The organism is Streptomyces sp. SAS_281, assembly GCF_052542855.1.
In genome coordinates, this window is record NZ_JBMNDO010000061.1 from 1 (window position 1) to 21802 (window position 21802).

The window sequence follows — 21802 nt, forward strand, 5'->3', positions numbered from 1 at the left end:
CCCCCCCCCCCCCCCCCCCCCCCCCCCCCCCCCCCCCCCCCCCCCCCCCCGGGGCGGGCGGTCAGTCGAAGACCGGGCCCTGGGTGCGGGTGCGCTTGATCTCGTAGAAGCCGGGGATCGAGGCGACCATCAGGGTGCCGTCCCAGAGCTTCGCGGCCTCCTCGCCCTTGGGGGCCGGGGTGACGACCGGGCCGAAGAAGGCGATCTGCTCGCCGTCGGCGCCGGGGACGGCGATGACCGGGGTACCGACCTCCTGGCCCACCTTCTCGATGCCCTCCTTGTGGGAGGCGCGCAGCTCGGTGTCGTAGGTGTCGGAGTCCGCGTGGTCGGCGAGCTCGACGGGGAGGCCGACGTCCTTGAGGGCGTTCTCGACGGCCTCGCGGGTCGGGCCCTCGCCGCGGTTGTGGAAGCGGGTGCCGAGCGCGGTGTAGAGCGGGCCGACGACCTCGTCGCCGTGCAGCTGCTGGGCGGCGACCACGACGCGCACCGGGCCCCACGCCTTGTTCTCCAGCATGTCGCGGTACTCGGCGGGCAGCTCGTCGAGCCGGTCCTCGTTGAGCACGGCCAGGCTCATGACGTGCCAGCGGACCTCGACGTCGCGGACCTTCTCCACCTCCAGCATCCAGCGGGAGGTCATCCAGGCCCAGGGGCAGAGCGGGTCGAACCAGAAGTCGACAGGGGTCCTGCCGGTCGCCGTGCTGTTGTCAGACATCTCTCTCCTCGAACGGGCGGATCGCGTCGGTGGACAAGTCTGTGCCCGACAACACCGGACGACGCTCCGGCCATTCCCGCCCGCGGGTCCGGAGGGCGGCATGGGAGGATCAAACTATTAGAACGTGACACAAAGGAGTGTGCCGTGCCCGGCCAGAACCTGTCCCGAGACGAGGCCCGCGAGCGGGCCGAGCTGCTGACCGTCGACGGTTACGACGTCGAACTCGACGTGCGTTCCGCGACCGGCGGCCCCAGCCGGGACGCGGCGGACGGTCCGCTGACCTTCCGCTCGGTGACGACGATCCGCTTCCGCGCGGCACGCGGCGGGGCGTCCACCTTCGCGGACCTGATCGCCCCGTCCGTCGACGCCGTGACGCTGGACGGCACCGCGCTGGACCCGGCGGCCGTGTTCGACGGGGCGCGGATCGCGCTGACGGACCTGGCGGAGGGCGAACACGTCCTGGTGGTCGACGCGCGGTGCGCGTACAGCCGGACCGGCGAGGGCATGCACCGGTTCGTGGACCCGGAGGACGGCGAGGTCTACCTCTACACCCAGTACGAGCCGGCGGACGCCCGCCGCGTCTTCGCCAACTTCGAACAGCCCGACCTCAAGGCCCCGTACCGCTTCCGGGTGACCGCGCCCGCCGATTGGACGGTGTGGAGCAACGGCGCGGAGGAGTCCCGCGAGGGCGGGGTGTGGCGGTTCGCCGAGACCGCGCCGATCCCGACGTACATCACGGCGGTCGTCGCCGGTCCGTACCACTACGTCACCGACTCCTACAGCCGGACCTTCGAGGACGGCACGACGCTGGAGATCCCGCTCGGCGCGATGTGCCGCAAGGGGCTCGCCAAGCACTTCGACGCCGACGACATCTTCCTGATCACCAAGCAGGGCCTGGACTTCTTCCACGACAACTTCGACTACCCGTACCCGTTCGGGAAGTACGACCAGGCGTTCGTGCCGGAGTACAACCTCGGCGCGATGGAGAACCCGGGCTGTGTCACGTTCCGCGAGGAGTACGTCTTCCGCGGCAAGGTGACGCGGGCGGCGTACGAGAGCCGGGCCAACGTCATCCTGCACGAGATGGCGCACATGTGGTTCGGGGACCTCGTCACCATGCAGTGGTGGGACGACCTGTGGCTGAAGGAGTCCTTCGCGGACTTCATGGGCGTCTTCGCGATGACCGGCGCGACCCGCTTCGAGGACGGCTGGATCACCTTCGCCAACAACCGCAAGTCCTGGGCGTACCGCGCCGACCAGCTGCCCTCCACGCACCCGATCACGGCCGACATCCGTGACCTGGAGGACGCCAAGCTGAACTTCGACGGCATCACGTACGCCAAGGGCGCCTCCGTGCTCAAGCAGCTCGTGGCGTACGTGGGGCGGGAGGCGTTCCTGGAGGGCGCCCGGCGCTACTTCAAGAAGCACGCGTACGGGAACACGCGGCTCGGGGACCTGCTCTCGGTGCTGTCCGAGACGTCCGGGCGGGACATGACCACCTGGTCGCGCTCCTGGCTCCAGACCGCGGGCGTCAACTCGCTGACCCCGGTCGCGACCTACGACGCGGCCGGCCGGATCACCGAGCTGGCCGTCCTCCAGGAGGCCGCCGAGTCCCACCCGGAGCTGCGGCCCCACCGGGTCGCCGTCGGCCTGTACCGCCGCAACCCCGAAGGGGAGCTGGTGCGTTACGCGCGTGCCGAGGCGGACGTGTCGGGTCCGCGCACCGTGATCGAAGAGCTGGCGGGGGCCGAGCGGCCCGAGCTGATCCTCGTCAACGACGACGACCTGACGTACTGCAAGGTCCGCTTCGACGAGGTGTCGCTCGCCACCCTGCGCGCGCACCTGGGCGACATCACGGACCCGCTGGCCCGCGCCCTGTGCTGGTCGGCGCTGTGGAACCTGACCCGTGACGGGCTGATGCCGGCCCGCGACTTCGTCTCCCTGGTCCTGGCCTTCGCCGGGCGCGAGACGGACATCGGGGTGCTCCAGATGCTGCACGCCTGGACGCGCGGCGCGCTCGTGAACTACGCGGCTCCCGCGTGGCGCGAGGAGGGCGGCCGGGCGCTGGCCGAGGGCGCGCTCGGCGAACTGCGGCTCGCCGTGCCGGGCAGTGAGCACCAGCTCGCCTGGGCCCGGTTCTTCGCGTCGGTCGCCGCGTCGGACACCGACTTCCAGCTGCTGGCCGGGCTGCTCGACGGCACCGCCAGGATCGACGGGCTCGACGTCGACCAGGAGCTGCGCTGGGCGTTCCTGTCGCCGCTGGTCGCCCACAGCGCGGCCGACGAGGCGGCGGTCGACGCGGAGCTGGCCCGGGACGACACGGCCTCCGGCAAGCGGCACCATGTGCGGTGCCTGGCCTCGCGGCCGTCCGCCGAGGTGAAGGCCCGGGCGTGGGCGGACGTCGTCGAGTCGGACGCGCTGTCCAACGCCCTGGTGGAGGCGACGATCGCGGGCTTCGCGCAGTCCTCCCAGCGGGAGCTGCTGGCGCCGTACACCGCGCGGTACTTCGAGGCGATCGAGCGGGTCTGGGCCGAGCGGTCGATCCAGATCGGGATGGCCGTGGTCAAGGGGCTGTTCCCGGCCCTCCAGGACGACCCGGCGACGCTGGAGGCGACCGACGCGTGGCTGGAGTCCCGCGCGGACGCGGCGCCGGCGCTGCGGCGGCTGGTGCTGGAGGCCCGGGACGACCTGGCCCGGGCGCTGCGGGCGCAGGCGGCGGACTCGGTGGCGTAGGGCGTCCGGCCCGAGGCCCTTGCCTGGTTGCCCCTGCCCGGGCAAGGGTTCCGCCTCAAGCGCCGGACGGGCTGGATCGTGATGCAGGACGGTGTTCTTGTCCGGGTATGTCGACGGGCCTGTAACAACGGTTACAGCTCCGGCCGTTGGCGGGATACACCGGAGCATGACCCAGAACACCCCGCTTCAGTCCGGCTGCCCCGCTCCCGTGCGCGGGCGTCAACGCGTCGTCTCCGCCGCCCAGTTGAAGGCGATGGGCGTGTCCGCCGGGCGGGCCGCGGAGCGGTGCCGGGACGGTGGCCCGTGGCAGCAGCCGCTGCCCGGGGTCTTCGTCCTGCACCCCGGTCCGCTCAGCGGCCGTGAGCGGCTGCGGTCCGCCCTGCTGTACGCGGGCCGCCCCCCGGCATCCGGGCGGCGCCCGGCCCCCGCGCGGACCGCGGACCCCGCGTACGGCGACGCGGTGCTCACCGGGCTCGCCGCGCTCTCGTTGTACGGCTTCACCGCCGCGCCGCCCGCCGCCGCCGTGGAACGGGTGGATGTGCTGGTGCCCCGGGTGCGGCGGCTGCGCCCGGCCGGGTACGCCCGGCTGCTGCGGACCGCCGAACTACCGCGCCCGGAGTGGGTGGACGGGCTGCCGGTGGCCCCGGTGGCCCGGGCGCTGGCGGACACGGTGGCCGGGCTCGGGGACGCGGTCACGGTGCGCCGGCTGCTGACCGAGGCGGTGCGCGGCGGCCACTGCGAGCCCGCGGTGCTGGTGGGCGAGCTGAACCGGGCGAAGGTGCGCGGCCGGCCGCAGGTGGTCGACGCGGTCGACTCGCTGCTCGCCGAGGGCCGGGCGATGGCGGAGGAGCGGCTGTACGAGATGGTGCGCGCGCACGGACTCGAAGAGCCGCTGTGGAACGTCGACCTGCGGCTGCCCGGCGGCCCGCACCTGGGCGGCGTGGACGCCTACTGGCCCGAGGAAGCGGTCGCGGTGGAGCTGGAGACCAGGGCCCCGCGCCACAGCCGCCACGACGAGAAGCACGAGGCCGAGTGGTCCGCGTACGCGGACCGGCGCGAGCACCTGGAACGGCTCGGGGTCACCGTCGTCCACCTCACGCCGGAGAAGCTGCGGGACGCGCTCGGGCAGCAGGCGGCCGTGGTCCGGACAGCGCTGATGGCGGCGGCGGACCGGGAGCCGGCGGCGTACGTGATGATCCTCCCCCGCTGAACGGGGACCACACCTTCGTATGGCCGGATTTACGTCACGTATCAGCCCGTTCGTCCCCGCTGACGCTTCCGCCCCGGTGGCGGGATCCCGCCATGTACTCAACAAGCCCCCCACAACTCTCCACAAACCCCTGTCATTTACGAAAGGGTGAGCGGTCATCCGGTACCGATTTCCGGACTCTCTCTTTCACATACAGGGATGCTGATGACCTCCGAATCCCCCGGTTCCATATCCGGAGCGAGACGAGCGGCCAGGGTGGCGGCCGCCGCCGGTCTGGTGGCCGCGCTGGCCGCCACCGGTGTCGCCCCCGTCTTCGCCGCCGACGACCCGGCCACCGCACCCGTCAAGGCCGCCGGCACCGCTCCGGCGGACAAGCTGGGCTCCGCCGACGCCGAGGTCCTGACCAAGGCCAAGGCCAAGGGCGAGAAGAACGTCACGATGATGGTCGCGACCGCCCCCGGCGCGACCGAGCAGGTCACCAAGCAGCTGGACGCCGTCAAGGGCTCCGTGCTGGGACGCGCCTACGACAAGCTCGGATACGTACGGGCGACCGTGCCGACCGCGACCGCCGAGGCCACGATCAAGGCGGCGTCCAAGCTCAGCTCCGTCCACGGCATCGATCTCAAGCAGGAGATCGTGCTGGACGACCCGACGCCCGCCGCGGACCGGGCGACAGGCGCGAAGAGCGCGTCGAAGTCCGCCGGCAGCTACCCGGCCCCCGGGAAGAAGACGCCCGCGAAGAACCCGTACAACCCGTCCTTCGAGACGGGCGCGGTCGACTTCGTGAAGCAGCACCCGAAGGCGGACGGCCGCGGGATCACCATCGGCGTCCTGGACGCGGGCGTCGACATCGCGCACCCCGCGCTCCAGAAGACCACCACCGGTGAGCGCAAGATCACCGACTGGGTGACCGCCACCGACCCGGTGAGCGACGGCGACGGCACCTGGCTGCGGATGACGGACGCCGTCTCCGGCCCGGTGTTCACGTACAAGGGGCGCACGTACAACGCGCCCAAGGGCTCGTACCGGATCAGCCTGTTCGCCGAGGCCGCCACCAAGGGCGGCGACATGGCGGGCGACCTGAACCGCGACGGCGACACCACCGACACCTGGGCCGTGCTCTACGACCCGGTCACCGGCGCCTCCCGGGTCGACCTGAACAACAACGGCGACTTCGGCGACGACACCGCCCTCAAGCCGTACAAGGAGAAGCACCAGGTCTCCTACTTCGGCAAGGACGACCCGCGCACCGAGGTCGCCGAGCGCATCCCGTTCGTCGTGGAGAACCGCGAGGACGTCGTCTACAACGCGGCCGGCGACACCGCCGACTACGTCTCCATCGGGGTCATCGAGTCCGAGCACGGGACGCACGTCGCCGGCATCACCGCCGCCAACGGCCTCTTCGGCGGCAAGATGAACGGTGCCGCGCCCGGCGCGAAGATCGTCTCCTCGCGCGCCTGCACCTGGTCCGGCGGCTGCACCAACATCGCGCTCACCGAGGGCATGATCGACCTCGTCGTGAACCGCGGCGTCGACGTCGTCAACATGTCCATCGGCGGCCTGCCGCCCCTGAACGACGGCAACAACGCCCGCTCCGAGCTCTACAAGCGGCTCATCGACATCTACGGCGTCCAGCTGGTCATCTCGGCCGGCAACGACGGCCCCGGTGTCAACACCATCGGTGACCCCGGCCTCGCCGACCACGTCATCTCGGTCGGCGCGTCGGTCTCCAAGGAGACCTGGGCCGCCAACTACGGCTCGGCCGTGACCAAGAAGTACGACATGATGCCGTTCTCCTCGCGCGGTCCGCGTGAGGACGGCGGCTTCGCGCCGACCCTGACGGCGCCCGGCGCGTCGATCAACTCGACGCAGACCTGGCTGCCCGGTTCGCCGGTCAAGGAGGCGGGCTACTCCCTGCCGGCCGGCTACTCCATGCTCCAGGGCACGTCGATGGCCTCCCCGCAGGCCGCCGGCGCGACCGCGCTGCTGCTGTCCGCCGCGAAGCAGAAGCACATCGAGCTGCCCCCGGCCGACCTGCGCACCGCGCTGACCAGCACCGCCACCAAGATCAAGGACGTGCCCGCGCACGCCCAGGGCGCCGGTCTGATCAACATCGTGGACGCCTGGAAGCTGATCTCCAAGAAGGGCGCCCCGGCGCACGAGTACACGGTCAAGGCCCCCGTCGACACCGCGATCGACTTCGCGCTGAAGACCCCGGGCTTCGGCACCGGCCTGTACGACCGCGAGGGCGGCCTGAAGGCGGGCCAGAAGAAGACCTACGACGTCACGGTCACCCGCACCACGGGCCCGGACAAGAAGGTCGAGCACAAGCTCTCCTGGAAGTACGACGACGGCACCTTCTCGCTGGTCGGCCCCAAGAAGGTCTCCCTGCCGCTGGGCAAGCCGGTGACGGTCAGGGTCCAGGCGCAGCCGCGGACCGCGGGCGTGCACAGCGCGATCCTCCAGCTGGACGACGGGAAGACCGCCGGCACCGACCAGCAGATCCTGACGACGGTCGTCGTCTCCAAGGAGCTGGCGAAGCCGTCCTACGCGTTCAAGGCGTCCGGCTCGGTGCAGCGCAACGGCACCACGTCGTACTTCGTGACCGTTCCCGAGGGCGCCAGGACCCTTGAGGTCGCGATGAGCGCCCTGCGCTCGGGCAGCCAGACCCGCTTCATCTCCATCCACCCGTACGGGGTGCAGGTGGAGGACAGCGGTACGCCGTTCTGCTACCCGAACTACGAGAACCCGTCCAACACCTGCCGCCCGGACGCCCGCTCCTACGCGGACCCGCAGCCCGGTGTCTGGGAGATCGAGGTCGAGGCCCGGCGCACGTCGCCGCTGCTGGACAACCCGTACAAGCTGGACGTGGCGCTGCTCGGCGCGACCTTCGACCCGGCGGTGCGGACCATCGCCGAGGCGAAGATCGGCACCCCGGCCTCGGTCGACTGGACGGTGACCAACGACGCGGGCGCCCTGGAGGGCAGGCTCAAGGGCGGTTCGCTGGGCTCGGCCGACGTCGAGCGCCCGTCGATCTCCACCGGTGGCTCGTACACCAAGGAGGTCACCATCGGTGAGGGCGTCGAGAAGCTGGACGTCGCCATCGGCGGTACGAGTGACGCCAACGCCGACCTCGACCTGTACGTGTACAAGGGGAGCGCCCAGGTCGGCGCCTCCACCACGGCCGGTTCCGAGGAGTCCGTCAGCCTGGTGAAGCCGGCCGCCGGCACGTACACCGTCGTCATCGACGGATACGACGTCCCGGCCGGGACCACCGAGTACGACTACCGGGACGTGTACTACTCCGCGTCGCTCGGCACGATCTCCGTGGACGAGTCGAAGGCCGTGAACCTGGCCCCCGGCGCGTCGGCCACGGTCGGCGCGCAGGTGAAGGTGGCCGGTGCGGCCCCCGAGGGCCGGCAGTTCTTCGGCGAGGTCAGCCTCGTGAACGCCCGGGGCACCGCGGCGGGCACCGGCAGCGTCGTGATCGAGAAGGTCACACCGTAACCACACGGTGCTGAACATGTGATCCGTACGGCAGTGGGGGGGGGGGGGGGGGGGGGGGGGGGGGGGGTGCTCACCGGCCCCCCCCCCCACTGTGCTGCGCGCCACTCGTCCGCAGGCCGGACAATGGATTGGACAAGGCGGGCGTGGACATACGCATCATGGACCGGCAACCGAGCCCGTTCGTACGTCTGAGGGAGTTCCTGTGAAGGTCGGAATCGTCGGCGCCACCGGTCAGGTAGGCACAGTCATGCGCGGCATCCTGGCCGAGCGGAAGTTCCCGGTCGACGAGCTGCGGCTGTTCGCCTCCGCGCGCTCGGCGGGCTCCGTCATCGAGTGGCAGGGACGCGAGATCACCGTCGAGGACGCCTCCACGGCCGACTACACGGGCCTCGACATCGTGCTCTTCTCGGCCGGCGGCTCCACCTCGAAGGCGCTCGCCGAGAAGGTCGCCTCGCAGGGCGCCGTCGTGATCGACAACTCCTCCGCCTGGCGCAGGGACCCCGAGGTCCCGCTGGTCGTCTCCGAGGTCAACCCGCACGCCGTCGCGGACCGCCCCAAGGGCATCATCGCCAACCCGAACTGCACCACGATGGCCGCCATGCCCGTGCTGCGCCCGCTGCACGAGGAGGCGGGGCTCGAAGCGCTGACCGTCGCCACGTACCAGGCGGTCTCCGGCTCCGGTCTCGCCGGTGTCGCCGAGCTGCACGGCCAGGCGTCCAAGGTCGTCGCCGACGCGGACAAGCTCACGCACGACGGGTCGGCCGTGGACTTCCCGGAGCCCGGCGTCTACAAGCGCCCCATCGCCTTCAACGTGCTGCCGCTGGCCGGCTCGATCGTGGACGACGGCTCCTTCGAGACGGACGAGGAGCAGAAGCTCCGCAACGAGTCCCGCAAGATCCTGGAGATCCCGGAGCTGAAGGTCTCCGGCACCTGCGTCCGCGTCCCGGTCTTCTCCGGCCACTCCCTCCAGGTCAACGCCCGCTTCGCCCGCCCGGTCTCCGTGGAGCGCGCGTACGAGCTGCTCAAGGACGCGCCGGGCGTCGAGCTGTCCGAGATCCCGACGCCGCTCCAGGCCGCGGGGCAGGACGCGTCCTATGTGGGCCGCATCCGCAACGACGAGACCGTCGAGAACGGTCTCGCGCTGTTCGTCTCCAACGACAACCTGCGCAAGGGCGCGGCGCTGAACGCGGTCCAGATCGCGGAGCTCGTCGCGGCGGAGCTCGCCGGCTGACGCCGGGGCGTAGTGGGGTCCGGGGGCGCTGCCCCCCGGGCCCCACGCCCTCAATCGCCGGAGGGGCCCGATGCGCGCCTCACCTCGAAGTGCCAGCAGCCGTACTCCACCGCGCGTACGTGCACCAGCGCCACCGCCGGGTCGGCGAACGCCTCCGTGAACGCCTCGTCGTAGCCGCGCTCCTCGTCCTCGGGGATCTCCAGGAGCCGGCCGCCCACGATGCGGCCCTCCGCGTCGTAACGGCGCACGGTGCGCAGCGCGCCCGCGCGGGAGAAGGGGTAGCCCTTCCGGCCGGGCTCCGGCCCGTCGCACGCGTCGGCGTGGACGAAGACCGGGCCCTGCTCGTCGTACGCCCCCGGCCGGGCCCAGGCCGCCGCCGCCCAGCGGCGCAGCGGGGCGTAGGAGACGAGGGCGATGCGCTCCCCCGGTTCGCTGCCGCGCAGGCAGCACCGCAGCGGGGCGCCGCCCTCGGTGGCGGTGTACGGGACGCAGGGCCGCCCGGCGTCGTCGGTCTCCCGGAGTTCCTTCAGCGCGTCCGGTTCGATGGCGCGTGCCTCGTAAGTGGTCATGGTTCCGAGCGTGCCGCGCCAGGACGTCCCGGTCCGGCGGAAAACGGACATCGCCCTGGGTACGGGTCCCGTGGAAGGATGGCGGAAAACATCACAGAGCAAGGAGATGACCGCGTGCCTGGCACGAATCTGACCCGCGAAGAGGCACAGGAGCGGGCGCGCCTGCTGACCGTGGACGCGTACGAGATCGATCTCGACCTCTCCGGGGCGCAGGAGGGCGGGACCTACCGGTCCGTCACCCTGGTGCGCTTCGACTCCGCCGAAGCCGGCGCGGAGACCTTCATCGACCTCGTCGCCCCCGCGGTGCACGAGGTCGAGCTGAACGGCAGGCCGCTGGACGTCGCGGCGGTCTTCCGCGACTCGCGCATCACGCTGCCGCACCTCCAGGCCGGGACCAACGAGCTGAAGGTCGTCGCGGACTGCGCGTACACCAACACCGGTGAGGGCCTGCACCGCTTCGTCGACCCGGTCGACCAGCAGGCGTACCTGTACACCCAGTTCGAGGTGCCGGACGCGCGCCGCGTCTTCGCGAGCTTCGAGCAGCCCGACCTGAAGGCGACCTTCCGGTTCACCGTGAAGGCCCCGTCGGGCTGGACCGTGATCTCGAACTCGCCGACGCCGGAGCCGAAGGACGACGTCTGGTCGTTCGAGCCGACGCCGCGCATCTCCTCGTACATCACCGCGCTGATCGTCGGTCCGTACCACTCGGTGCACAGCAGCTACGAGAAGGACGGCCGGACCGTCCCGCTGGGCATCTACTGCCGGCCCTCGCTCGCCGAGTACCTGGACGCGGACGCGATCTTCGACGTGACCCGGATGGGCTTCGACTGGTTCCAGGAGAAGTTCGACTACGCGTACCCGTTCGCCAAGTACGACCAGCTCTTCGTGCCGGAGTTCAACGCGGGCGCGATGGAGAACGCGGGCGCGGTCACCATCCGCGACCAGTACGTCTTCCGGTCCAAGGTGACGGACGCGGCGTACGAGACGCGCGCCGAGACCATCCTGCACGAGCTGGCCCACATGTGGTTCGGCGACCTCGTCACGATGGAGTGGTGGAACGACCTCTGGCTGAACGAGTCGTTCGCCACCTACACCTCGATCGCCTGCCTGGCGTACGCCGAGGGCTCCGGGTGGCCGCACTCCTGGACCACGTTCGCCAACTCCATGAAGACGTGGGCCTACCGGCAGGACCAGCTGCCCTCGACCCACCCGATCATGGCCGACATCCGCGATCTGGACGACGTCCTGGTCAACTTCGACGGCATCACGTACGCCAAGGGCGCCTCGGTCCTGAAGCAGCTGGTGGCGTACGTCGGCATGGACGAGTTCTTCAAGGGCGTCCAGGCGTACTTCAAGGCGCACGCCTTCGGCAACACGCGGCTGGCCGACCTGCTCGGCGCGCTGGAGGAGACCTCCGGCCGCGACCTGAAGACCTGGTCGAAGGCGTGGCTGGAGACGGCCGGGATCAACATCCTGCGCCCGGAGATCGAGACCGACGAGAACGGTCACGTCACCTCGTTCACCGTGCTCCAGGAGGCGCCCGCGCTGCCCGCCGGTGCGAAGGGCGAGCCGACGCTGCGTCCGCACCGGATCGCCATCGGCTGCTACGGCCTCGATGGTGACGGCAAGCTCGTGCGCACGGACCGGATCGAGCTCGACGTCGACGGCGAGCGCACCGCGGTGCCGTTCCCGGCCGGCACCGCGCGCCCGGCCGTCATCCTGCTCAACGACGACGACCTGTCGTACGCGAAGGTCCGCCTGGACGAGGAGTCGCTGCGGGTCGTCACCGAGCACCTGGGCGACTTCACCGAGTCGCTGCCGCGCGCCCTGTGCTGGGCGTCCGCCTGGGACATGACCCGCGACGGCGAACTGGCCACCCGCGACTACCTCTCCCTCGTCCTGTCGGGGATCGGCAAGGAGTCGGACATCGGTGTCGTGCAGTCGCTGCACCGCCAGGTCAAGACGGCGATCGACCTGTACGCGACGCCGGAGTGGCGTGAGGCGGGCCTGACGCAGTGGACCGACGCGACGCTCGCGCACCTGCGCGCGGCGGAGCCCGGCAGCGACCACCAGCTGGCCTGGGCGCGCGCCTTCGCGGCCACCGCCCGCACCCCCCAGCAGCTGGACCTGCTGCGCTCGCTGCTCGACGGCACCGAGGCCGTCGAGGGCCTGACCGTGGACACCGAGCTGCGCTGGGCGTTCGTCCAGCGGCTCGCCGCCACCGGGCTCCTCGACGAGGAGGAGATCGACGCCGAGTACGCGCGGGACCGGACGGCGGCGGGCGAGCGCCACGCGGCGTCGGCGCGGGCGGCGCGGCCCAGCGAGGAGGCCAAGGCCGAGGCGTGGGCGTCGGTCGTGGAGTCCGACAAGCTGCCGAACTCCCTCCAGGAGGCGGTCATCGCCGGCTTCGTGCAGACGGACCAGCGCGAGCTGCTGGCCCCGTACACGGAGAAGTTCTTCGCCTCGGTGAAGGGCGTCTGGGACTCGCGGAGCCACGAGATGGCCCAGCAGGTCGCGATCGGCCTGTACCCGGCGCTCCAGGTCTCGCAGGAGACCCTGGACGCCACGGACGCCTGGCTGGCCTCGGCCGAGCCGGGCGCGGGTCTGCGCCGGCTGATCTCGGAGTCCCGCTCGGGCGTGGAGCGCGCGCTGCGGGCCCGCACGGCGGACGCGGCGGCCGCGACCGCGTAACCGGACAGGTCCTGAGGGGGCGCCCCGCGACGGGGCGCCCCCTTCGCGCTGTTCGCGGCCGGTTCAGCCGAGGCGGGCGGCGAGCAGCGCGATGTCGTCGGTCTTGCCCTTGCCGAACGTCGCCAGCAGCCGGTCGCAGAGCTCTTCGATGCCGGCCGGGGTCCGGGAGAGGGTTTCGCCCAGCTTCCGCATGCTCTCGTCGAGGTTCTCGCCGGGCACCTCGACGAGGCCGTCGGTGAGGAGCAGCAGCGTCGAGCCCTCCGGCACGTCGTGGCTGACGGGCGGCGGGTGCGGGAGGTTGAGCCCCAGGAGGGGGCCGTGCTCGGTCAGGTAGCGGGTGGTGCCGTCCGGGTGCCGGAGCAGGGGCGGGATGTGTCCGGCGTTGGCCACCTGGATGCGGCGCGCGCCCGGTTCGACGAGGACGAGGCAGACGGTGACCGTCATCGACGGGCGCAGGCGCACCAGCAGCGCGTCGAGGTTCTTCAGCAGGGACTGCGGGTCGTGGCCCTCGATGGCGTAGGCGCGCAGGGCGTGCCGCACCTCGCCCATGATCATGGCGGCCTTGAGCGAGTGACCCGCCACGTCCCCGATGGCGAGCAGCAGGCCGTCCGCGGTGCGGATGGCCTCGTAGAAGTCGCCGCCGATCTCGGCGTCGTCGACGGCCGGTTCGTAGCGCACGGCCATGTCGACACCGGGCACCTCGGGCAGCCGGTCGGGCAGGAAGGAGCGCTGCAGGGTGAGGACGAGCGCGTGCTCCTCGCTGCGGGTGCGCAGGGCTTCGAGGGCCAGCGCACAAGCCTGGGCCAGCTGCGAGAGCAGTTCGCGGTCGTCCGCACCGGTGAGGGCGTCGGCGGGGACGGCGAACGCGACGGGCGGCCGGCCGCGTTTCGTGCGGGCGAGGACGAGGGCGACGTCCCCGGGGAACACGTCCGGGCGGCCGTCGTCCTGGCAGGCGAGCGCCCGCCACTCGTCGCCCGGCAGGACCACGGTCTCCGTGCCGGTCCGGTCGCCGAGGGCCTTCTCCGCCAGGAGGTCCAGCAGCCGCGCCTCCGGCTGGGCCGTGCCGGTCCGGGCGCCGCCGCGGTCCGGCGCGGCGGCCAGGTGCAGCAGACGGTTGTCGGGGCTGAGGCCGATGGCGACGGCGGGTGACTCCATCAGTGTCGCGGCCCCGGCTGCCGCGGCCGAGGTGAACGTCTCCCCGTCCTTCGCCGCGTAGACGGCCAGGGTGCTGCTGTTGAGGGCGGCCACGCGGGTGGCGAGGCGCTCGGCGCGGCGCCGGGCGCGGGCGTAGCGCAGCGCCGCGGTGACCGTGGCCAGCAACTCGTCCGGGGCGATCGGCTCGGTGAGATAGGCGTCGGCACCCCGGTGGAGGCCCTGAGTGCGGTCGCTCAGCTCGATCGCGGTCGCCGAGACGTGGATCACGGGCAGCGAGGCGGTGCGCGGGTCGGCCTTGATCTGCTCGCACACCTCGAAACCGCTCATGTCGGGCAGTTTGACGTCCACGACGGCGAGTTCGGGCAGCGCGCCGTCGGGGGCGGCGGCGAGCAGGGTCAGCCCCTCCGTGCCGTCGGCGGCCTCCACCACGGTGTGGCCCGCCCGGCGCAGCCAGCTGCCGACGATGTAGCGGTTGGTCTCGTTGTCGTCCAGCACGAGCACCGTCGCGGCGGCGCCGTCCCGGTGCCGTTGCACCGTCATGCGTGGCCCTCCTTCCGGCTCGCGGGCCCGGCGTCGCCGGCCCCCGACAGGGCGGCGGCCAGCTCGGGGAGGTTCAGCGCCGCCTTGTCCAGGACCGCCCGCGCGTGGGCGAGCCGGTCCCGGTCCAGGTCGCCGGCCGGCGTCGAGGTGAGGACCACGACGGGTACGGCGGTCAGGGCCGGATCGGCGGCGAGTTCGGCCAGCACGGCGTAGCCGTCGAGGTCGGGCAGGTGCAGGTCGAGGAGGACGGCGTCCGGGCGTTCCCGGCGCACCGTGTCGCGCGCCCGGCAGCCCTCGCCCACCTCGACCACGCGCCCGGCGAGCTGGTCGAGCAGCGGCCGGATGGAGGCGCGGAAGGCGTCGTCGTCGTCCACGGTGACCAGGACGGCCACCACGGGCGCGGCCGGCTCGTCCGGGGCGGGCGAGGCGGCGGGCCGGCCGTCGGCGGGCAGGGTCACGGTGACCACGGTGCCGGAACCGGGCTCGCTGGCCAGTTCGAGGCTGCCGCCGAGGAGTTCGGTGAGCCGGCGCGCGTAGGGCAGGCCGAGACCGGTGCCGCTGCGGCCGCGCTGATGGAGGCCGCGCACCTGGTAGAACTCTTCGAAGATCTGCTGCTGTTCTTCCTCCGGAATGCCGATTCCGGTGTCCGAGACGGTGAAGACGACCTGGTCGCGCCCGTCCGCGCGGTCCGCCGCCACGTCGAGGCGCACGGTCCCCGAGGGCGTGAACTTGAGGGCGTTGGACAGCAGGTTGCGCAGGACGCGGATGAGCATGACCTCGTCGCTGACGATGCTCAGCCCGGACTCGGCCACGATCAGTTCGGCGGCGCCGGGGGACTCGTATCCGCGCAGGGTGCCGCGCAGCTGACCGAGGGCGGCGCGCAGGTCCACAGGCGCCCAGTGGGGTTCCAGGCGGCCGGATTCGGCCTTGGCGACGTCCAGGAGCTCGTCGACCAGGGCGAGCAGAGTGGCGCCCGACGCGGAGATGAGGCCGATCTGCCGGCGCTGCTCCTCGTCCAGCCCCTCACCGTCGAATTCGAGGAGCAGACGGGCCAGGCCGACGACCGAGTTGACCGGGGTGCGCAGCTCGTGGCTGACGTTGGCCCAGAACCGCGTCTTGGCCTCGCTGGCCTCGCGCAGCAGGCGGGACTTCTCCTCCAGCTCCGCGTAGAGGGCCACGACGCCGCGGTTGGTCTCCTCCAGCTCCTCGGACAGCTCGGAGTAGAGGGCCACCACGCCCCGGTTGGTCTCCTCCAGCTCCTCGTTCAGGCGGCGCAGTTCCTCGCGCTGCGCCCGGGACTCGACGAGCGCGGCTATCAGGTCGCTGGTCTGGGCCCGGTTGTCGTCCGGAACCCCGGCCTCCGTGTGGGCCAGGACGGCTTCGCGCGCCTGCTCGATCGCCTCGGCCGTCCGTCCGGCCGAGGTGAGCGGCTGCTCGACGGTCACCGCGTGCTCGGACGGCGCGTAGTGCACGGCCACGAGGCGGGACGCGGCCTGGACGGCCTCGCAGCCGAGGTCCCGCTCCTCCGTCCAGTCGATGCCGACGAGCAGCAGCGGCAGCGGGCGGCGGGTCACCCCGAAGGCGACGGTCAGGCCGTCGGAGCCCAGCAGGTCCCGGCCCAGCTCGCTCAGCGCGGTGGCGAGCCTGATCTGGTCCTGCTTCTCCACCCCGAGCGCCTCGGCGGCCGACTTGCCGCTCCGGCGCAGCAGGAAGACGTCCTGCTCCGTGGTGATGGGGAAGGAGACGAGCGGGTCGGCGCCGAGCGCCGCGAAGCTGGTCACCAGGCTCCTTTCGCGACCACGACGCCGGCGTCGTCCCGGCGCACGCCCGCCTCGCGCAGCAGTTGGGCGGCGGCGACGAGCGGGGTCCGTTCGAGGAATCCGGGCATCGTCTCCGCCCGCCAGCGTTCGGTGAGGCCGTCGGAGTGCATGATCACCGCGCTGTTCGCGGGCAGTTGCTGTCGTACGGTCCGCAGGGTCGGAAGCTGGTGGCCCACGATGCCGGGCGCCGACGGCAGGGAGCGGCGGGTTCCGGTCGCGGGGTCCACCACATAGGTGCTCACGTTGCCGACGCCGCAGAAGGCCAGGGTGCCGGCGTCCGGTTCGACGCGGACGACGGCGACGGCGCCGCCCCGGCCGCCGCGCAGGGCCTTGTGGATCTCCCCGATGATCGCGTCGGGCTGCTCGGCGCGGGTGTCGCGGAACGCGGTCACCGCCGCCTGGGCCGCGCGCCCGGCGAGGGGCCCGTGGCCCAGGCCGTCGCAGAGGAGCACCAGCAGGGCGTCGGGGCCGCCCTGCCCGGCCGCCACCCGGTCGTGCCCCGCCCCCGCGGGACCCGGCTGCCGGTACCCGGTCAGCTGCGCCCAGCCGAGGCGCTCGTCCCGGGCCGGGCGCGGCGGCGCGGAGGCCGGTTCAGCGGGGTGGCCGCCGGGGACGCGGCGGGCTGCCCAGGCGTCGCCGCACACCTCTTCGCCGGTGATCGTCCTGGTCAGGCCCTCGACCACGGGGCGGCCCAGGGCGGCCATCCGGCCCGCCGTCTCGCGCTGCCAGAAGCGGGCGGTCAGCACGGTGCCCCGGCCGGGCAGCGAGTGCAGGTCGAAGGAGTCGGCGAGGCGGACGATGGTGCCGAGGCCGATGCCGAGGGTGCCGGCGGTCGAGGCGCCGTCGGAGAGGGCGTGCGCGATGTCCGCCATGCCGGGGCCCTCGTCCAGAGTGACGAATTCGAGGCCCGCGTCGCTGGGCGTGCGTACGGCGCGCAGCAGGAAGGAACCCTCCACGGCGTGCCTGCGCAGGTTGGTGGCCGCCTCGCTGACCGCGAGGGCGACCTCGGCGCACCGCTGCTCGTCGAGGCCGATGCGGCGGCCGAGCGCCAGGGAGGCGACCCGGGCCGCCGCGGGCAGCGCTTCCTGGTCCCGGAGCCAGACGACGTCCTCGGCGTCCAGGACGGGAAGCGTCAGCGTGCCCATTTGGTCACCGCGACCTGGGTTCCGCTGCCCTGCTCGGTGTCCAGGACGAAGTCGTCGACCAGCCGGCGCGCCCCGCTCAGCCCGAGGCCGAGCCCGCCGCCGGACGTCCAGCCGTCGGTCAGCGCCTGTTCGACATCGGGGATGCCGGGCCCGGAGTCCTCGAAGACCGCGGTCACGCCGGCCTTGCCGTCCCGGCGCACCAGGCCCGCGCGCATGACCCCGCCGCCGCCGTACACCAGGGTGTTGCGGGCCAGTTCGCTCGCGGCGGTGACGAGCTTGGTCTGGTCGACCAGGGAGAGCTTGCAGCGCTGGGCGAGGGTGCGCACCAGCTGCCGGGCCCGGACCACGTCGTCGTTGCTGGCGATCGGCACGGTCTCGTGGTCGGCGTCGGGGACGAGCGGAGAGGTATTCATCGCCTGGCCGGACTGGCGTCGCCGCGCCGGGCCAGGATCTCCAGTCCCTTTTCCAGGGTGAGGGCCGTGCGCACGCCGCCGAGGGAGAGCCCCAGTTCCACCAGGGTGATGGCCACGGCGGGCCGCATGCCGACGACGACGGTCTGCGCGTCGAGCAGGCGGGAGATGGAGGCCGTGGTCGCCAGCATGCGGCCGACGAAGGAGTCGACGATCTCCACGGCGGTGATGTCGATGACCACCCCGGTGGCGCCGGATTCGACGATCCGCGAAGCGAGGTCGTCCTGCAGTTCCAGGACGACCTGGTCCTCCAGCTCGACCTGGATGGAGACGAGGAGGACGTCTCCGATCTTCAGTACGGGTACGCGCTCGCTCACGCCGCGCCGCCGGACAGCGTGGTTTCCGCACCGGTCCGGCGCAACGCGTGCTTGAGGGCGTCGGCCAGCGAGGACTTGGTGACGATGTCGCCGAACTGAATGCCGAGCGCGACGATCGTCTGGGCGATCTGGGGACTGATGCCGGAGATGATGCAGTCGGCGCCCATCAGCCGGGCGGCGACCACCGTCTTGAGCAGGTGCTGGGCCACCTCGGTGTCCACGGCGGGAACACCGGTGATGTCGATGATGGCCTGGTCGGAGCCGGTGTCGACGAGCGCCTGGAGCAGCTTCTCCATCACCACCTGGGTGCGGGCCGAGTCGAGGGTGCCGACCAGCGGCACGGCGACCACACCGTCCCACAGCTTCACGACGGGCGTGGACAGCTCCATCAGCTGCTCGGCCTGCGCGCTGATGACCTCTTCGCGGGTCTTCGCGTAGACCTCGAGGGTGAAGAGTCCGAGGGCGTCGATCAGCCTGCTGAGCTGGAGGTAGGAGTGGACATCCTCGGCCGGGGTCTCGTCGGTGGGCGCGAGGACGTCCTTGGCGGCCAGGACGCTGGTGGCCGTCTCGGTCGGGGTGAATCCCTGGCGGGCCCGGGCCCGGGACAGCTCCGCGAGCAGCGCGCGCAGCTCCGCGTAGGCGTCGCCCTGCCAGTCGAGCCCGTCTCCGCGCAGGCCCTGGACCAGAGCCGTGTACAGCTCGCGCAGCTCCCGGTCGAGTTCGGCGAGCGATATGCGGCCGCGCAGGGTGCGGGCGACGGCCTCCACCCACGCTCCGCCGAGCGATTCCTGCTGCTTCGAGAGCAGCTCGGCCAGCCTGGCCGATACATCCTGTTTCGTCACCGGGTTGGCTCCCTCTGCCTCAGGCCCTTGACTGCGATCACTCGCAGCGTATGCCATCACTCGAACGCTCCTGCTACCGCACGGGAACGGCGGACGGCGCCGCCCCGGGAGGCGTTCCGGACCGGACGGGCGGGGCCGGGGAGGCGAATGGACATGGGCACGAACACCCCTCTGCCCGTTCACCGGCCCTTCACACCCGGCAATTCTTCCGGGAGCGGGAGGGGGTGACGGCGGGAGGAGCACGTGGGCGGCGACGGAGGGGGCACGTGGAAACCGCCCGGCGGACAGGCGCTGAAGCGCAGCCGTCCGCCGGGCGGGAGCGGGGGGTGTTACGAAGCGGACGCCTCGTAGCGGGCGGTCAGCTCGGCGGCGCCGGTCTCCGTCAGGGAGCCGTGCAGGCGCATGCGGGCGACGCCGCCGTCGGGGAAGGCGTCGAGGCGTACGTGGGTGACCACGGCCTCCGCCGGCAGCGGGAAGCGGTGCAGGGTGTCGGGCTGGAGGCGGGTGCGCGGGATCATCTCGAACCACTCGCCGCTCCCGCCGTCCCGGCCGTGCAGGGCGATCCAGCCGGCCGCGTTGCCCTTGAGGTAGGCGGTGTCGATCTCGACCGCGCGGACGGCGCCCTGGGCGGGCAGCCGGAAGCGGACCCAGTCGTTGGTGTCGCGGACCCGGCGGCGGCGGTTCTCCCAGCCGTCGTCCATCTTGCGGGAGGTGCCCGGCAGGATGATCTGGGTCGGCGAGGAGTAGAACCGGTCCGAGGCGTCCTCGTAACTGCCGCCGTTCAGGACCGAGAGCAGGTCGAAGGTGCCGAGCGTGGCCAGCCAGGACGGGTCGGGGACCACCTCGCCGTGCACGCGGAGGCGGGCGATGCCGCCGTCGGGGTGCTGGCAGAGGCGGATGTGGGTGTAGCGGCGTCCGCCGGTGATCTCGAAGCCGTTGGCGGCGTGGCCGCGCACGGGGGTCGGGGGGACGATCTCCTCCCACTTCACGTCGTCGGCGAGCAGTTCCTCCGGGCCGGGCGCGCCCTCGACGCGGGTGGCCTGGACGGAGACGCGCTGCGGGTAGTTGCCGCGGAAGTGGGCGGTGTCCACGACGATGCCGCGGATGACGCCGGGGGCACCGAGCCGGATCAGCGCCCAGTCGTGCTCGTCGGGGGCCGGGAAGGGGTGGTCGGCGTCCGCGCCGCGCCGGCGGCGGGTCTCCCAGCCGTCCATGATCTTGCCCTTGTGACCGAAGTGCTCGGGGTCGAAGACCGCGCGCTCCCGGAGGAGCAGGTTCTCGCGCTGGGCGAAGAACTCGTCGTTGGCGGCGATCACGCCCGCGCCGAGCCGCCGGTCGGCGAGGTCCACGAGGTCGGTGAAGGGGAGGTCGGCGGTGCGGTAGTCGGCGTAGGGGTCACCGCCGCCGTACGGGGCCGCGTCATTGGCGTGGGGGTCGTCGTGCCGGATCTCATCCTGTTCGGTGGTCATGCGTTCACTGTCGTACGCCGGAAGCCGGTAGGTCCATCGAAAGTTTCCGCACGGATTGTTCAGCCGAGCTGAACGGTCTCACCGTCCCCGTACGGTTCCGCCGTCTCGCGCAGCGCCGCGAGGACCCGGGCCACCGCCGGGGCGTCCTCTCCCCCGCGCCGGACGGCGGCCACGACATGGCGGCGCGGCCGGTCCGCGTCGAGGACCCGCATCACCACGCCCTCCCGGCCGTGCCGTTCCGCCGAGGCCATGCGCGGGACCAGGGCGATCCCCAGGTCGGCGGCGACCATCGCGAGGATCGCCGTCCAGCCGGACGCGCTGTGCGCCTGCTCGGGTACGAAGCCCGCCGCCCGGCACGCGGAGACGGTGATCTCCGACCAGGGGCCCGAGCCGCCGTAGATCCAGGGCTCGGCGGACAGGTCGGCGAGGCGCAGCCCGGGCGCGTCCGCGAGGCGGTGGCCGGCCGGCAGGGCCACGTCGAGCGGGTCGGCGAGAAGCGGCAGGACGGTGAACCGGGGGTCGCGGGCCGTCGGGGCGTCGGCGGCCAGCGACAGGGCGAGGTCGACCTCGGCGGCGGCGAGCAGTTCGTACGCCTGGGCGGCCTCCGCCTCGCGCACCCGGACGTCGGGGCCGGGACGGGCGTCGGCGCGCAGCCGCTGCACGGCCGGGACGACGAGGGCGGGCACGGCGGTGGCGAACGCGGCGACCCGGACCTCGCCCGCCTCACCGCGCAGATAGCCGGTCAGTTCGGCGTCGGCGCGCTCCAGTTGGGCGAAGACCGCCTCGGTGTGGCGCAGGACGAGATGGGCGGCGTCGGTGAGGCGGACCCGCCGGCCCTGGGCCTCCAGGAGCGGTACGCCGAGCTGCCTGGCCAGGTTGGAGAGCTGCTGCGAGACCGCCGAGGGGGTCATCAGCAGGGCGTCGGCGGTCGCGGTGACCGTGCCCCGGTCGCGCAGGGTGCGCAGGATGCGGAGCTTCTTGACGTCCCACTCGGTCATGGGCGCAACCTACCGGCGCGCCCGGGTCCGGACACGCGTGTGCGCCGCGCGGTGATGGTCACCGTGCGGCGCACCCGTGGCGTGCGGGGCGGGACCGGGGCGTGACCCCGGTCGCCGGGCAGGTGGGTCAGGCCTGCTTCTTGGACTTGTCGAGCACCATGACCAGGCCCGCGATGATCCCGAACAGGACGAGGGGCGCCAGGACGAACAGGCCGAGCGTGTCGATCACGCTCAGGCCGGTACCCGGGTCGTCGCCGTCGTCGCGGGTGAGCGCGAGCGCGGGGGACGACATCAGCAGCATCATCAGCGTCGTTCCGGCGGCGACGGCGCCGGCGCGCATAGCGTTCTTCTTGTCCACGGTGCAAACGTAGCGAACGCCCGCGCGGGCCGCGC

Annotated in this window: 16 protein-coding genes; 5 read left to right on the plus strand and 11 right to left on the minus strand. The window is 72.4% G+C overall.

The window, feature by feature from the left end:
• Positions 1 to 61: 61 nt before the first annotated feature.
• Positions 62 to 712, minus strand: coding sequence for a mycothiol-dependent nitroreductase Rv2466c family protein (locus ACN6LM_RS22490; protein WP_445067174.1), 651 nt, complete (start codon positions 710 to 712; stop codon positions 62 to 64).
• 144 nt (positions 713 to 856) lie between these two features.
• Between ACN6LM_RS22490 and pepN (ACN6LM_RS22495) the strand changes: the two genes are divergently transcribed.
• From pepN (ACN6LM_RS22495) to ACN6LM_RS22510, 4 genes are all read left to right on the plus strand, one after another.
• Complete coding sequence (gene pepN / locus ACN6LM_RS22495; RefSeq protein WP_445067175.1) at positions 857 to 3445, plus strand: aminopeptidase N; 2589 nt, start codon at positions 857 to 859, stop codon at positions 3443 to 3445.
• A gap of 166 nt (positions 3446 to 3611) precedes the next feature.
• Entirely contained in the window at positions 3612 to 4655 is a 1044-nt protein-coding gene (locus tag ACN6LM_RS22500; RefSeq protein ID WP_445067176.1) for a hypothetical protein, read from the plus strand.
• A 198-nt stretch (positions 4656 to 4853) separates the two neighbouring features.
• Complete coding sequence (locus tag ACN6LM_RS22505; RefSeq protein ID WP_445067177.1) at positions 4854 to 8162, plus strand: S8 family serine peptidase; 3309 nt, start codon at positions 4854 to 4856, stop codon at positions 8160 to 8162.
• Positions 8163 to 8364: 202 nt separating this feature from the next.
• Entirely contained in the window at positions 8365 to 9393 is a 1029-nt protein-coding gene (locus ACN6LM_RS22510; RefSeq protein WP_445067178.1) for an aspartate-semialdehyde dehydrogenase, read from the plus strand.
• A gap of 50 nt (positions 9394 to 9443) precedes the next feature.
• Here ACN6LM_RS22510 and ACN6LM_RS22515 read toward each other — a convergent pair whose 3' ends face one another.
• Positions 9444 to 9962 carry a DUF1203 domain-containing protein gene (locus tag ACN6LM_RS22515; RefSeq protein ID WP_445067179.1) on the minus strand — a complete coding sequence of 173 codons (519 nt, stop codon included), beginning with the start codon at positions 9960 to 9962 and terminating at the stop codon, positions 9444 to 9446.
• Positions 9963 to 10076: 114 nt separating this feature from the next.
• Here ACN6LM_RS22515 and pepN (ACN6LM_RS22520) point away from each other — a divergent pair, with 114 nt between their 5' ends.
• The gene (pepN, locus tag ACN6LM_RS22520) at positions 10077 to 12653 is read left to right on the plus strand and encodes an aminopeptidase N (protein WP_445067180.1); all 2577 of its coding nucleotides are present in this window, start codon (positions 10077 to 10079) and stop codon (positions 12651 to 12653) included.
• A gap of 63 nt (positions 12654 to 12716) precedes the next feature.
• On the opposite strand, the gene ACN6LM_RS22525 is transcribed toward pepN (ACN6LM_RS22520), so the two are convergent.
• The 9 genes from ACN6LM_RS22525 to ACN6LM_RS22565 all read right to left on the minus strand — a co-directional run bounded on the left by ACN6LM_RS22525 (position 12717) and on the right by ACN6LM_RS22565 (position 21767).
• A complete protein-coding gene (locus ACN6LM_RS22525; protein WP_445067181.1) occupies positions 12717 to 14348 on the minus strand; it encodes a SpoIIE family protein phosphatase in 1632 nt (543 codons plus the stop codon).
• Positions 14345 to 16129, minus strand: coding sequence for an ATP-binding protein (locus ACN6LM_RS22530; RefSeq protein ID WP_445067182.1), 1785 nt, complete (start codon positions 16127 to 16129; stop codon positions 14345 to 14347). The genes ACN6LM_RS22525 and ACN6LM_RS22530 overlap by 4 nt, the downstream gene beginning before the upstream one ends.
• Complete coding sequence (locus ACN6LM_RS22535; RefSeq protein ID WP_445067183.1) at positions 16126 to 17313, minus strand: ATP-binding SpoIIE family protein phosphatase; 1188 nt, start codon at positions 17311 to 17313, stop codon at positions 16126 to 16128. The genes ACN6LM_RS22530 and ACN6LM_RS22535 overlap by 4 nt, the downstream gene beginning before the upstream one ends.
• Positions 17301 to 17726 carry an anti-sigma regulatory factor gene (locus tag ACN6LM_RS22540; protein ID WP_445067184.1) on the minus strand — a complete coding sequence of 142 codons (426 nt, stop codon included), beginning with the start codon at positions 17724 to 17726 and terminating at the stop codon, positions 17301 to 17303. Before ACN6LM_RS22540 ends, ACN6LM_RS22535 begins: the two co-directional genes overlap by 13 nt.
• Positions 17723 to 18100, minus strand: a complete 378-nt coding sequence (locus tag ACN6LM_RS22545; protein ID WP_445067185.1) for an STAS domain-containing protein — start codon at positions 18098 to 18100, stop codon at positions 17723 to 17725. The genes ACN6LM_RS22540 and ACN6LM_RS22545 overlap by 4 nt, the downstream gene beginning before the upstream one ends.
• A complete protein-coding gene (locus ACN6LM_RS22550; protein ID WP_445067186.1) occupies positions 18097 to 18942 on the minus strand; it encodes an STAS domain-containing protein in 846 nt (281 codons plus the stop codon). Before ACN6LM_RS22550 ends, ACN6LM_RS22545 begins: the two co-directional genes overlap by 4 nt.
• A gap of 329 nt (positions 18943 to 19271) precedes the next feature.
• On the minus strand, positions 19272 to 20411 hold the full coding sequence (alc, locus tag ACN6LM_RS22555; protein ID WP_445067187.1) for an allantoicase: 1140 nt from the start codon (positions 20409 to 20411) through the stop codon (positions 19272 to 19274).
• Between the two features lie 59 nt (positions 20412 to 20470).
• Positions 20471 to 21409 (minus strand): LysR family transcriptional regulator, encoded by a 939-nt coding sequence (locus tag ACN6LM_RS22560; protein WP_445067188.1) that lies wholly within the window; start codon positions 21407 to 21409, stop codon positions 20471 to 20473.
• A gap of 127 nt (positions 21410 to 21536) precedes the next feature.
• Positions 21537 to 21767 carry a hypothetical protein gene (locus ACN6LM_RS22565; protein ID WP_445067189.1) on the minus strand — a complete coding sequence of 77 codons (231 nt, stop codon included), beginning with the start codon at positions 21765 to 21767 and terminating at the stop codon, positions 21537 to 21539.
• Positions 21768 to 21802 lie beyond the last annotated feature (35 nt).